Source organism: Pseudomonas veronii (assembly GCF_001439695.1).
Classification (GTDB): Bacteria; Pseudomonadota; Gammaproteobacteria; order Pseudomonadales; family Pseudomonadaceae; genus Aquipseudomonas; species Aquipseudomonas veronii.
In genome coordinates this window covers 1-13327 of record NZ_JYLL01000016.1, presented here as the reverse complement: position 1 = coordinate 13327, position 13327 = coordinate 1, and the positions used below count along the sequence as shown (strand labels likewise).

At 51.2% G+C, this 13327-nt stretch carries 13 protein-coding genes and 1 pseudogene; 13 read left to right on the top strand and 1 reads right to left on the bottom strand.

Going from position 1 to position 13327, the window contains the following annotated elements; translation table 11 throughout:
- The first annotated feature begins 2 nt into the window (after positions 1 to 2).
- The 10 genes from TU80_RS19080 to TU80_RS19040 all read left to right on the top strand — a co-directional run bounded on the left by TU80_RS19080 (position 3) and on the right by TU80_RS19040 (position 7544).
- The gene (locus TU80_RS19080; RefSeq protein ID WP_008437359.1) at positions 3 to 944 is read left to right on the top strand and encodes an ATPase, T2SS/T4P/T4SS family; all 942 of its coding nucleotides are present in this window, start codon (positions 3 to 5) and stop codon (positions 942 to 944) included.
- A complete protein-coding gene (pilV, locus tag TU80_RS19075; RefSeq protein WP_019818096.1) occupies positions 934 to 2250 on the top strand; it encodes a shufflon system plasmid conjugative transfer pilus tip adhesin PilV in 1317 nt (438 codons plus the stop codon). Before TU80_RS19080 ends, pilV begins: the two co-directional genes overlap by 11 nt.
- Complete coding sequence (locus tag TU80_RS32730; protein WP_124356003.1) at positions 2183 to 2620, top strand: hypothetical protein; 438 nt, start codon at positions 2183 to 2185, stop codon at positions 2618 to 2620. The genes pilV and TU80_RS32730 overlap by 68 nt, the downstream gene beginning before the upstream one ends.
- A 57-nt stretch (positions 2621 to 2677) precedes the next feature.
- Positions 2678 to 3118, top strand: a complete 441-nt coding sequence (pilM, locus tag TU80_RS19070; RefSeq protein ID WP_019818097.1) for a type IV pilus biogenesis protein PilM — start codon at positions 2678 to 2680, stop codon at positions 3116 to 3118.
- Between the two features lie 1535 nt (positions 3119 to 4653).
- Positions 4654 to 4905: a hypothetical protein gene (locus tag TU80_RS19065; RefSeq protein WP_008437363.1), complete on the top strand. Its 252-nt coding sequence runs from the start codon at positions 4654 to 4656 to the stop codon at positions 4903 to 4905.
- A gap of 95 nt (positions 4906 to 5000) precedes the next feature.
- Positions 5001 to 5537 carry an STY4534 family ICE replication protein gene (locus TU80_RS19060; protein ID WP_019818099.1) on the top strand — a complete coding sequence of 179 codons (537 nt, stop codon included), beginning with the start codon at positions 5001 to 5003 and terminating at the stop codon, positions 5535 to 5537.
- A gap of 108 nt (positions 5538 to 5645) precedes the next feature.
- Positions 5646 to 6143, top strand: a complete 498-nt coding sequence (locus TU80_RS34020) for a hypothetical protein (RefSeq protein ID WP_019818100.1) — start codon at positions 5646 to 5648, stop codon at positions 6141 to 6143.
- 74 nt (positions 6144 to 6217) lie between these two features.
- Entirely contained in the window at positions 6218 to 6553 is a 336-nt protein-coding gene (locus tag TU80_RS19050; RefSeq protein WP_019818101.1) for a hypothetical protein, read from the top strand.
- A gap of 77 nt (positions 6554 to 6630) precedes the next feature.
- Positions 6631 to 7236: a DUF3275 family protein gene (locus TU80_RS19045; RefSeq protein ID WP_019818102.1), complete on the top strand. Its 606-nt coding sequence runs from the start codon at positions 6631 to 6633 to the stop codon at positions 7234 to 7236.
- A gap of 83 nt (positions 7237 to 7319) precedes the next feature.
- Complete coding sequence (locus tag TU80_RS19040) at positions 7320 to 7544, top strand: hypothetical protein (protein WP_019818103.1); 225 nt, start codon at positions 7320 to 7322, stop codon at positions 7542 to 7544.
- Positions 7545 to 8029: 485 nt separating this feature from the next.
- Here the strand turns inward: TU80_RS19040 and TU80_RS19035 are convergent, their stop codons facing one another.
- The gene (locus TU80_RS19035) at positions 8030 to 8770 is read right to left on the bottom strand and encodes an NADPH-dependent F420 reductase (RefSeq protein ID WP_073845723.1); all 741 of its coding nucleotides are present in this window, start codon (positions 8768 to 8770) and stop codon (positions 8030 to 8032) included.
- Positions 8771 to 9618: 848 nt separating this feature from the next.
- Between TU80_RS19035 and TU80_RS19030 the strand changes: the two are divergent.
- From TU80_RS19030 to TU80_RS19020, 3 genes and pseudogenes are all read left to right on the top strand, one after another.
- Positions 9619 to 10525, top strand: a pseudogene (locus tag TU80_RS19030) (cation diffusion facilitator family transporter).
- 486 nt (positions 10526 to 11011) lie between these two features.
- Positions 11012 to 11686 carry a heavy metal response regulator transcription factor gene (locus TU80_RS19025; protein ID WP_019818106.1) on the top strand — a complete coding sequence of 225 codons (675 nt, stop codon included), beginning with the start codon at positions 11012 to 11014 and terminating at the stop codon, positions 11684 to 11686.
- Positions 11683 to 13098 (top strand): heavy metal sensor histidine kinase, encoded by a 1416-nt coding sequence (locus tag TU80_RS19020; protein ID WP_019818107.1) that lies wholly within the window; start codon positions 11683 to 11685, stop codon positions 13096 to 13098. The genes TU80_RS19025 and TU80_RS19020 overlap by 4 nt, the downstream gene beginning before the upstream one ends.
- Positions 13099 to 13327 lie beyond the last annotated feature (229 nt).

Genomic DNA, 13327 nt, shown 5'->3' with positions numbered 1-13327 from the left:
GTGTGAGCGTGATCTCTGATGCTGAATTCGTCGACCTGTACCTCGGCGATGGATTTGCCGACGCCAAAGGTCTCCCTGGGCAGGCACGAAGGGTTGAAGCGCCCGCCGAATGGCGGGCAGACCTTGAGCGCTTACGGGCGCAGTGCGAGGAAAAGCACAAGGCAACCCAGGATCCAGAGTTCGCCCTAATTGAAGATGGCGTCGTCCTTCGTGTAACCCAGTTGCTGGATTTGAATGGCAAGCCTGTGTTTGTCGTAAGCAAATCCTCAGTCCAGATCCGTCCATTGGACATGCTGGGTCTGCCCGACTATCTGCAGGACGCGCTGATGAGCGACACGGTACGCGGCCTGATATTTATTTGTGGGGAAATGGGCACAGGGAAAACCTCAAGTGCTGCATCACTGGTGAAAGCACGTCTCGAGGCCTGGGGAGGCATTTGTGTGGCTGTAGAGGATCCTCCAGAACCATTTTTGAATGGCAGGCATGGGAGTGGGCGCTGCATTCAAGTTCCGGTCTCTCGCCGGATGGGGGGATACGAGGAAGCTTTGATCCTAGCGCTGCGCACAAGAGCCGATTTCCTGTTCGTGGGAGAAATTCGCGACAGCTCGACAGCAGCACAAGTAATTCAAGCCTCGATCAATGGCCATCTCATTATCAGCACAGGTCATGCCGGCAGCGTTACTCAAGGCATTGAACGTATATCAGCCCTGGCTCAGCCGTTACTCAATAACGCCCGAGAGCTGCTCTCCAAGGGGTTGGTGGCTGTTCTTCACCAGTCCTTATCAAGTGGCAACGAAGGAAGTCGTCGATTAACCCTGCAGAGCCTGCTTTTCACAGGCGATGACGGACCGGGCATCCGAGAGAAAGTCCATGCAGGAAAGATCACGATGCTCGATCACGACATCGCTCACCAATCATCAAGGAGTCTCTGGAATGACCAGTAGGATCAAGCAGCGGGGGTTCTTGAGCTTGGACATGGCGATCGGATTGGCCGTTTTCTCCGTTGTCGTCACTTTGGCGATCGCATGGCAAATCAAGCAGATGGATTCTCAGGACTATCGAATTGCGGCTGATCAACAGAGAACCATTTCAGAGGCATTGGCCAAATATCTGAAGGATAACTACAGCGTGGTGCTGGCCAACGCGGCAGCAACCGTACCGGTGCAAATAACCGTTCCGATGCTCGTCAACACCAACTACCTTCCTGCAGGTTATAGCCCCACTAACGCCTTTGGGCAGACCATTGTCGGCCTCGCCCGGAAACCCAACGCCAATCAACTGGAAGTGATTGTGGTTACTACAGGTGGGCAGACGATTCCTGAAATGGGTATTCGAACCATCGCTGAAAATCTCGGAGGACCTGGTGGGTTCATCTCTTCTGCCAATCCGAACATCGTCCAGGGCGTGCGGGGTGGATGGCAGGTAGCACTAAGTAACTATGCTATAGCTCCTGGCCCAGGACATACAGCTAGCGCACTTTTTCTTATGGATGGAGCGTTGGCTAATGACTATCTATATCGAAACGCAGTGCCCAATCATCCAGAATTCAACACGATGAATACTGATATCACGATGGGCAACCACAATATTAACAACGCAGGAAGTATCACAGCGTCAGGCAACATAACAGCTAACGCCGACATTACAGCTCGAAACGTTATCGCCACAGCCAATGTTAATGCCGCTACTGCAACCATTACCGGTGATACCAGCACAGGTGGTTGGTTCAGAACACGTGGTGACACAGGCTGGTACAGCGAAAAATGGGGAGGCGGGATTTATCAAAATAGCCCCAACTGGGTCCAAGTTTATAACGACAAAAACTTTTCAACCGGAGGTGAACTATGGGGTGGAAAGATAACCTCGACGGGCAAGATAACGGCCTATGATCGCATTCAGACAAATGAATATTTGTCCCTGGGAGGCATAGCTACCGAGGGGCAACAGTGCAGTGACCGAACCCTTCTTGCAAAAAGCGCCGCGGGAATAACGTTGTCCTGCGAACAAGGCTTATGGAAAAGACCAGGTGGGTGGGAATTCCAGCTGATCCAGGGCACCTGCCAGGCGCCTGCCAGAGGAAGTGTGACCTGCTCCCTTGGCGACACTACATGGAAGTCATGCTCTTTAACTGGCGCTTTTGGCATCGGGGATAGTGAGACTGGGTACATCTTCAGAAATGCAAGTGGATGGTTTCTCTCCACATCTCGACTTTCCTGGCCAGGTCTTTTCTATTGGAGCTGCTTCAAATAAAGCATCCATTTATAAAATTTCAAAAACGTTTTATAGTATGTTTATGGGGATTATTGCAGTGCAGACGCTTGAGAATAACGTTGAGTATAGTGCTGGAGAATTACAGACCTGGCTAAGCACCCGAAGCAGGATATGCTCAACTGTGCTATGGCGTCGCGCACTAGAAGAAAAAGAGGCATTCGAGGTCGGCGAGTTCACTTACAAGTTACAACCAACGGCCTCTGGTCGTTATTTAGTAAAAAAGATCGCCACTATGGAATTAATCAATCCACAACGCAAACCAATGAGCATCAAGCGAGCCGCAAAGTGGACTGTCATTGCGCTTGGCCTAGTAGGAATTTGCTTAACATTGATTATCCTCACGAAATAGTTTTGTTATTGACGCGTAGGTGGTAACAACCACCATTTTGTGGATGGAGCTCATATCATGACAATGCAATGGCTCGTTTTGATGATTGTGCTCATTGCCTCCAGCATTTTCATGGAGAACCAACATCAGGACCAACGTACATCCGACTACGCTACCCTCGACTCACTGGGTCGCGGCTTTCTGGTGTACCGATCTGCCGCTACCGAATATGCCCAGGCCAACCCGGGCTTCAGCGGAGTACCGAGCGATTCTGCGCTCAACCTACCTGGGTGGTTTGTGAAACCTGTGGGCGTAGGTTCTTACATCTCATCAGGAACGGCCTATACTTATTTTGATGGGGTTGCACCGTCAGGCTTGCCTTCTGTGCTGGTAGACCTGACAAAGACAACTACCGTTGGTTTAAAGCGTTCAGGAATGCTGATTTCACAGATAACTGGGGCGACCGGTATAGCAATTCCGTCCCCTGTTCCCGAAGGTGCGGTCGTCGCAGTCAATTAGTCTGAGTCGACCGACTTTGAAAGGCGCCGGGTTGCATAAGCTCCGGCCTATCAACATAATGATCACAACAACGTTTCCACCCCGTTGGCTACTGGCGGTCATCAGTAGCGCCCGGTGATGCGGCTTGCCTCATCACCAACCCCAAAGCACGCATAGCTCCGGGAAGGGCGTGCGGACCTGGTTCAGAGCTCTCCCTGTGTCTCCCTGTTCAAGCCAGACACGCAGCCGTCTAACTCGTGAATTGCGAGTTCAAAGGCACATAGGGCTCTGTTGAGGTTCGAAGCACCGTAGTCTAAGGGCCACACTGGTGTTGTGGCCCACACTTTTTAAAGCTCACACAATAGGTAGCCTGATCATCTTGCAAAGGATGATCAGGCTACCTATTGGTAGCTGCTTTTCCTTGCCGGTGGCCCGCCGGCGAAACGCAGGGCTCCCTTTGTGCGCGGATGCGTGCCTTATGCTAGCTGGCCTCAGCCACGATAATCGGCCAGGTGTTGGAAGTAAGACGTTCAGATCACAGCCCAGGGATCAACAACGCCTTCATCCCGCACAGGTGGTATTTTTTTCTGAAAGACGCTACTTACTACATCCGAGAGTGACTGTTGACCCAGCTACTCTCGGTAGCTTCTCCTGTCGACCTGAACCTTCTTTGCCCTCCGCGAAATATCCCTCTCCGCTTGACACATCACCATCCCCCCTTCGATGATATGGACGTGCTTTGCTGACGTCGTCAGCATCATGCCCAGGCAGTCAGGATCTTGAAGACTGCGACACGATGTTCGTGTCAGATCCGCCCAAGACCGCTGAGCTTCTGGTAGCGCGGTCGGTCGACAATCGTCGATGGAAGCACCTTATGCAACTCACCTCGCGGGGAATCACTTCCCCAACGGGGTCAGTGGGTTCTCCGCATTCAACCTGCAGGAGAATCACCATGTCCAAACTTGCTTATGGCTTCGGTTTCGCGCTTGGCACCATCACGCGACAGTTTCTGCGTGCGGTAAAGAAAACCAGCGCTGCGCCCACAGCTATCCATACCAAAGCAGCTCCGTTGCTTCCACCGCCCTGCGTACCTGAGCGTCTCGTACGTGAGATGGATCATGTACCGGCAATAACTCGTAAAGGTGTCGACCTGAACCTTTGGTACGCGGCTAACACTCGAGTGGTCGAAAAGCCAGCTCGGAAACCGCGTAAGAAGCCAGCTGCACGCTCGTTGGTGCCAGCAACTTGCTAAGTCTGCGTCCTTCGCCTCTGTAGGGAGCCTTCCCAAAGGGAAGGTTTCCTCAGAGTTTTCACGGTAGGGGCTTGACAAGCGACAATCGTATTTCCATGATCTGCACATGTATCGCTGACGTCGTCAGCAACATGCCCAAGTAGTCTGGATCCGCAAGACTACGATGCGGTTTTCTGCATTGATCCACTCCCAAGATCGCCATAGCTTCCGGTAGCGCGATCAGTCGACTTAGTCGATGGAAGCACCTTTCCCACCCATGACGGGCCTACCCCGTCAGGGCAGGCCTCTCACTTTTGGAGGTCTGATGAAAACTGAACTGGCTCTCTACCAGGCGTTGATTTCGATTAACGTCCCGGAACAGAAGGCAAATGCTGTTATTGAAGCTTTGGAGACCGACATGCTTTCACGTTTGGCTACCAAGGCAGATTTAACTGCTCTTGCTGCAGAGTTCAAATCTGAGATTTCACAGCTTGAAGTCAAGCTCACCATTCGCATGGGCGTCATGTTGTCTGCAGCTGTCGGTGTAATGATTGCTGCAATGAAGCTGATGCATTAAACAACCTTAAGCTCCACCCACCCTCGCGGGGAATACTTTCCCCCTAGGGCGAAGTGTTTCTCCGCTTTCTGTTATTTCGAAACTGGAGAATCACCATGAGCACTAATCAATCCAACGAAGCAAAATTCTTCGACCTTCACACCACTGGTATCGGTTATCTCAACCGTATCCGTGAAGTGAAACCTCGCGGCAAAGGTAAGCCATTCATGGCAGTTACCGTTGCGGCTCTGCGCGGCTCGATGGATGATGCCGAGTATTCCTATATCGACTGCAACGTGGTCGGCGCTGAAGCTGAAAAGCTGATTCGTCGCAGCCAAGCAGCCGTTGAAGCCGGAAAGAAGGTCCTTGTGAGCTTCCGCATCGGTGATATCTGGACCGACGCATTTACCTACGAGAAAGGCGATAAAAAAGGTCAACCTGGAGCAAGCCTCAAGGGACGCCTGTTGTTTATCGGCTGGATCAAGGTGGATGGCCAAACCGTCTATGAAGCAAAGCCTCGTGAAGTAGAACCAGTTGTTGAAGACGGCGAAGCGGAACCTGAAGCACAGCTCGCAAGCGAAGAAGCATCCGAGCCAGTAGCAGAGGAACAATCCAAGCCAACGCCCGCTAAACAGCAGCGTACGGCATCTTGATTCACTTTGTTGAAAGGCACCCTTCGGGTGCCTTCATTATTATCAAAGTCCGCAGGGAACACCTCCCTTCCGGGCACGGTGATTCTCGTCCGTTGGAGACTCACCTTTATGAACACGTTATTTACGCAATCTCTCGATATACGCGTTGCTTATGCAAAAGCGGAAATCTATGGCGACGAGATTACCCAATATGAGGCTGAGATCGAGGCTCATATTCTGGGTGCCGACGCGTACCGCGCCGGCCAGCCGATCGTACCCGAGCTGTTCAAAACCGTTCCTGCGCTCAGTCGAGCTTGGGGCGAAGGAGTGAACGCGGCCATTAATGGTGGCGGTTGGTCACGCTTTACTGAAGAAGACCAGCAGCAGCTAATAACACCGGAACCATACATTGTGTCGGATTTTGCATACGGGAAACTTGCATTCGCCGAGTGCGGTATCGAGTACCCCCTCCAAATACTGAAGAGCGCTGCGGGCTATTACATTGGTACCGCTGATGAGTTTGAACCGGTATCAAGGGAGTCCGAAGAATACTACCGCAGCGAATATGCCGCGAAACAAGCTTTTGACCTCAACCTCTGGACACAACGCCACGTGTGCTGGTCCTGACATAACCAAAACATACCTAACCGGGAAACCACTTCCCGGACGGGCCGGGTGGTTTCTCACACCTGGAGATAAACATGCAAAGCACCACTAACCTCGTGTCGTCTGACCTGCTCAAGCTCCCGGTCGTTTTAACACCCCGGGCCTGGCAGGAAGCGGTGCATATTGAAAACCCTCAGGATGCAAGTGTTGTCAGTGAGCGACTGGGCGAAGTTGTCCTGGAGGCCTACCGAGAACTGCACTTGCAACCTGACAGCACACAGATCCATTTCGGCCTCTATCGTTTATTGCCTGCCGGCAATAGCACTGATCGAGTCTGGCTGGACCTAAAACTTGACCGTATAGAATCACCGCCAGGCGTTTTCTATCTGTACATCTCACTCAAGGAAGAAACTCATACTTCTTGCCCGTAATCCTTCGACAATCACAGCACTGCCCAAAGCCCGACACCTGTCGGGCTTTTTTCATTCGTAGCAGTGTGGAGCTGCCCATGATCAACATCCCCGGCCAACTGGCCATCCGTACCATCAGCGGCCGTAATGGCGAATTCAACGTCGGACGGCTTTCGACCTCTATCGGTGAGTTCGTGATCAAAGACGCACTCCTCGATCAGTACGATGAAGGCAAATACCGAGGCGACTTTCTGATAACGGAGATCCGTCCTTCGTATTACTCCACAGCAGGCCGCCTGATCGTTGAGATCCGTGCAAGGCTGGAAAGCATGAGCCTCGACGACGTCGACAATCTGACACCAGAAGACGCCGCCAGGCTCTCGCCAAACGAGCCTGACCCTATGGATGAAGAGTCTTCTTCCAACCTCTCCAAGCCTGTGCAGCGTAATAATCCGCCCGCCCTACCGGCCACCAATAAACAGGTATCAAAAGAGGATGCCCCGTTCGGGATGACCCCGACCGGCGCAACCAACGACCTCGAGGCAGATGCCGAGTTGTTCGGCACAATCTGGCCTCTAAGCTATACAGTCAGGCTGGACACAACTGTTGATCGTCAGCAACTACGCCAACAGTGCAGTCGGCTCTCGGAGCTCGGCTATTTACACAACTTCAAACTGCAGGTATGGAATATCTCCAATACCTAACGATGCCGGCGATACGCCAAGCCAATCGGCACATTCATGAGAGGCTCCCTCCTGGGCGCTCCTCGACTCAACAGGAGCAGCACATGAATCTAATCTTCAATAACCTGACCCAACAAATCCTTGAAAACATCGAAGATCAGCTCGCCAATAACGAGGTATCGACGAATGAGGAGCTTTGGGACTTCTTCGTAGAGGAGCTCGAAATGACGGCAGAACAAGCCGATGGCGCCGTTGCCCTTCGCCCCAAATACCTGGGGCAAATCTTTCTCACTGGGCACAGCCCACTATTTCAAAACGAGACGGTCTAGTTTGGCGCGGGGAGTCAGATCGATCTGGAGGGCATCACCATCAGGCTTTGTGTTAACGACAGAAAAGCCCTCCCAAAAAGGAAGAAAAGTATAATATCGCACATAAGAACGCCGGTTTGTTAGATGTGTTTGCTCGCACGAACATCATCAATCAAATCGGCGTTCTTGTTTCTGTGTTGCCCGGAATTCCTTGAAGGTAAGCGTCCGGTAAACACGCCTTCCTGACGCCAACGCCTTAATAGTTGAGATCGGTAGTAGACCACGCCGCACGCTTGCGACGCTTTAGCTGGCGCTGAGATTGAGCGGATGCTTGAACAACGTGACGTGGCCTAGGCCGCGATACAGGACAGGTTAGGAAATTCGCGGCCTCATCCAGACGCTGAGTTAGGCACGCGTCTGCAGTGCCCTGTTTACGTAAAGAGATGAGTTTAGCGACTAGATCAATTAGGCGAAATTCTAGCAAAGAATCCCGCCTAATCCGGTAGTCAGGCCGTCCTAGCGCGATTTGTGGCAACAATTTGCTCATCTGTAAACTGACTGCCGGGAACCATAAATTTTGCGATAAGTGCGTCTCGGTTTTGAGGTGCCCGTACCTTGTCTGCCGCCTCCAGCGCCATCTTCAGCTCCGGCAATGTTAGCTCGGTGCAGTAGGCTGGTGTTCCTGGTTGCTGACGCCACGAATCTTCAAGGCTACCAGCGGCAAGCGCGATAAAGCCCGTATCCTCAACGAGATCCTGCGCGACGGCCTCTGCATGAGTGTCATCCCCTGCTACATGTAAGCCAATGCGTGTCGAAGATCCAGTTGGTTGCCGATTGTCGGCAAGAGTCGCTGCAAGGACGGCGTTCCAAGCCTTAATGACCGGGCGGCTAAACTGCTCGCTTACCCAAACGTTCACGGGCTTGCCGTCGTCAACTTCTATGATTGCCCCGTCGCGTCCCGGATAGTAATTGGACGTGTCAATGACAACGACTTTCTCGGGGACATTCTTTAACGTCTGTTTGAGATCTGGATATTTTGGGAAGGGTATCGAGAGGATCACAACGCCTACCTCGGACACTGCCTCTTCCTTGGTCACAGCGTGTGCGCCGATTTCACTGACCAGGTTTTGAAGGCTTTCGGGGCCTTTCGAATTTGCCAGCTTAACTTCATGGCCGCACGCGACGAGCTTGCGGGCAAGGGTAGCCCCAATATTGCCGGCGCCGCTAACTCCGATTTTCACTTCAATAACCTCCTCACCCACAACCAATATTCAAGTTGCTACCTGGCTAGGTGTGCGAATGAATCAAGCGTGTCGCAAAGCCGCTGCGATCTGGGGTGAGCACGCATGTCGCTTGACTCAGGTAAATACGACTCTTCAAGAATGAAAGGTTACGCTGTCGGTAATCGGCACACGATGCCAGCGTCTAGCGGCATCCAAATTACCGCCATTCGCCCCTTTTGGGTCGGTAGCGACGACCACTTTCGACAATCGGTGTTAATGGTTAAGCCTCAGTCCGTTCCGCATCTCAACGGTGTCATCGACCTAACCCCTCACATCGAACGGCACTCTCGAGCTCCGTATCGCCGAGCATCATTTCAAAACCCGCGGTTTCTTCCTTACGAGATAGTTCAGTGATTAAGGAATCAGAATTTGCGATGAAAATATTGACCGCGGCCGGCGTTAAAAAACTAGGTAATTATGTTACTCAGCAGCGTTGCGAGGAGTTTGAGGTAATTTCGTGTCTGTGCTTAGCGACACCGCTACGTAGCGTAAATTTTTAGCTAGCCGTATTATTTTTGACGACGGATAACGAGATAGCTACAGCAGAATTACAATTCTGACACAATCCCAGCGGAACCTTCTTTTTTTGAGCCGTGTCAAAGTAGGCTGTTGACTAGCACCGTATCGCCGGCTAGAGGAGACGCAGGTCTGCAAAAAATCGCATACCAACAACATACTTTCATCCTAAACTACAATTAGTTTAAATGAGTTTTATTAGCCGTTCTGAAAGGTAGGATCCATATTTGTGTTTTTGTTTGTAGCGATGAGAATCTAGATTGAAGCCAACCACTACATTAGGCAAGGAGAAGCATGTGGGATCCAATCACGCTCATGGCGGTGCCGCTCTACGTGAAGGACACCAGAAAAAACTACTCATGGCGCTTGCCCTGACTGGTATTTTTATGATTGCGGAGGTTATCGGAGCATGCGTTACCGGCAGCCTAGCCCTGCTGTCTGATGCATCACATATGCTCACAGATACTGCTGCTCTGGCAATTTCACTGATTGCTCTCCAAATAGCCAAGCGGCCAGCGGACCAGAAACGGACTTTTGGATATGCTCGCATAGAGATCCTAGCCTCAACGTTCAATGCCTTATTACTCTTTATGGTCGCTGCCTACATTTTGTACGAGGCGTATCAGCGCTTGCTAGTACCGTCGGAGATTGCTACCGGTGCGATGATGTGGATCGCAATTGGGGGTCTTTTTGTGAACCTGATATCGATGCGTCTGCTCTCCTCTGCCAGCAGTGAAAGTCTGAATCTCAAGGGAGCCTATCTTGAAGTCTGGAGCGACATGCTTGGTTCATTGGGCGTGATCATAGCGGCACTTGTCATCCGATTTACAGGTTGGAGCTGGGTCGATACGATTGTCGCCGTAGCAATCGGTATATGGGTGTTTCCACGTACTTGGCAGTTGTTGCGCGAAAGCTTGGGGGGTACTTATGGAAGGGGTACCCGACAATCTCAATATTGCGGAAATAGAGTCCCTGATACTTGGAGTAGATGGGGTCATGGAGGTCCATGATCTGCATGTTTGGGCTCTAAGTAGTGGCCGCAATATCCTGACGTCGCACGTAGTCGTGCGAGATTCATTAAATCGAGATGTTATTCTCGCATCAGTCATTGACGCGGTGAGTAAATCGTTCGAAATTCATCACTGCACGATTCAAATGGAGCAAGCAGCCTTTCATGATAATGCTCCGAAGCCTTCACACTAGTCGTTTTTTTGATGACGCTAATTGTTGTATTTGCAGGCAGAAGCCCTAAGAAAAATCGACTTAAGATGCGTTCCCCAAGACTATACGCGCTTTTAAATATGCATTACTGCCACCTCTAAATTTAACGACTAATCGAGTTGACCGGCGGCCAATATTAAAGGAGCCTTCAGGCAGATTCGCCTGCTACGCGCACTGAAGGCATCCGCCAGCTTTGGCCTTAAAAACCTTACCATTGACAGATTCTCGATTATTCCAAACAATCAATTTATCATAACTATCAATAATATTGCGCAAAAATTACAAATTTGCAAAGCTTACGCGCATTTAGCCAATTCGCGCTAGGATCAGTTATTATTGAGTTAATGTAATGCGCATGAAAATAAATAATGAAATTAAACACCAAGCACACAGCAGTACTACCAATCAGCGTATAACCACACTGGCGGCCGATTGGACTATTATTTTACTCACATCCTGAGATAAGTTATGCGCGTTCTAGTTGTGGAAGACGAAACCAAAAACGTAGAATACCTTCAGCAGGGCCTTTCTGAAAGCGGGTACATCGTAAATATAGCAAACAATGGTGTTGATGCCGCTCACTTATTCAATACTAATATTTATTCGTTTCTGCTTCTCGATGTGAACCTCCCTGACATCAATGGCTTGGACCTTTTGGAAGTCATTAGAGAAACCAGCCGGGTCCGCGTCATTATGCTGACTGCCTGGGGACGAACCAACGACAAGCTCAAGGGTTTGGACGGTGGCGCAGATGACTACCTCGTCAAGCCCTTCGAGTTTCCCGAGCTGCTTGCTCGCATGCGCTCGCTGCAAAGACGTGGCGACGAGCTTTTTGAGAAAAACGCGCTGAGAATTTCGGATGTAGAGCTCGACTCTGTGCGCCATCGGGTGTTCCGTGGATCTACACGCATAGACCTCAACACCAAGAAATTTGCTCTCCTGCACCTTCTCATTAGTCGAGCTGGCAAAGCACTTACACGCTCTCAGAGCATCTGGCTGATATGGGACATGAACTTTGACTGCGATAATAACGTTATTGACGTCTCTATCCGGCGATTACGCTCGAAGATCGATGATCCATTTGAGACCAAGCTCATACATAAACTTCGAGGCATAGGGTACGTTCTGGAGGAGCGCGCATGAGGCCGTTCAGTCTGGCTGTGAAGCTGGGATTCAAAGTCGGTTTGATGAGCGCAGCGCTGCTCCTCCTTTTCGCCACCTTTGGGTATGTGATGGTGAGCCAAGCTCTCGAGAGAAACTCCCGAATGGACCTCGAAGTGAAAATGGCGGGTATGACTCACAACCTATCCGCTATCACTAGTATCGCTGATGTCAATCCAGACGCGCACCAGCTAGTTGACTTGGTCATGGGGCACAATAATCTGTACGTCAGCATCTTTGAGTCAGGACAAACGCAAACTCCACTGCTCTCAATAGGTTCGAAGGCAGTCAACCTGGAAGTGCACAAGTTCAAGCCAACCGAGCAGGTTAAACAGCACGAGTGGCGTGACTCCACGGGTCGCCCGCTACTTAGCGCTTCGCGAGTAATGAATCTAGGCGATGGAACCGAAGTTAGTGTGTTCATGACCATGGACCAGTCAGCCAACCAAGCCCTGCTCGATGCATTGCTAACCTGGGCGCTGATGGTCTCGCCTCTTATTCTCTTGCTGATCTTGGCCATTGGATGGTGGACTGTGCGCAGAGGACTACTGCCTCTGACCAAGTTCTTGAGGATTGCCTCGAAAATTTCCACCGAGAGCCTTGATCATCGCCTACCAACGAAGGGGATGCCGGCAGAACTGAAGAAGCTCGGCGATGGAATCAATATCATGCTGATGCGTCTAGATGATGGGGTTCAGCAGCTATCGCAGTTCTCGGACGATCTTGCTCACGAACTGCGTGCACCTTTGTCCAATCTCATGGGTAAGGCTCAGGTTGCGCTGACCCGGGAAAGGTCTCTTCCTGAGTACCGAGAAGTCTTGGAGTCGTGCACGGAAGAGTTGGACCGCATGAGTCGAATGGTTTCCGACATGCTATTTCTAGCCCAGGTCAGCCACCCCGCGTCAATGGTAGAATTCGAAAATGTCTGTTTGCTCGACGAAATTCAGCGGGTCTGCGACCTCTTCAGCATTACGGCCGAAGAAGGCGAAATACAACTCCAGCTCACAGGAAATGGCGTGGTGCGTGGCAATCAGATAATGATTCAACGAGCCATCTCGAACCTTGTCTCGAACGCGATTCGCTACTGCCCAAGAGGCCGGACGGTTTACGTGAAAGTTCAACGCGGTGCTAACGGAACTACCTTGAGTGTTGGTAACCCGGGGCGCGGAATCGCCAAGGAACACCAGGTGCATTTGTTCGAGCGGTTCTACCGTGTAGACAAAAGCCGAGCACGAAATGAAGGTGGTACGGGTCTGGGCCTAGCTATAGTACAGTCAATTATGGGATTGCATCAGGGTTCTGCGAGCGTAGAAGTGACTGATCAGAATTTTACCTGGTTTCACCTCAACTTTCCCGACACCCAAATGAAGCAAACGCAAATGGGCGCAGCCTAGGTCCCGTATATGGAGGGGGCCGATTTTAGAAGAGCTCTCTTTTTTACTTGAAAGCTTTAATGCCTGAGGGCTGCCGTATTGTTTTGGTCTTTAGCTCGACGTCTAGAGGGGAAGGCAGCCCTACCCGAAAATATGGCGAGCAGCCACATATAACGCGACCGGGCGGCCCGGCTGGAACGAGCGCGGCAGCCATTTTTGCCCGTAAAACAATTCGTGCTGATACCCCACC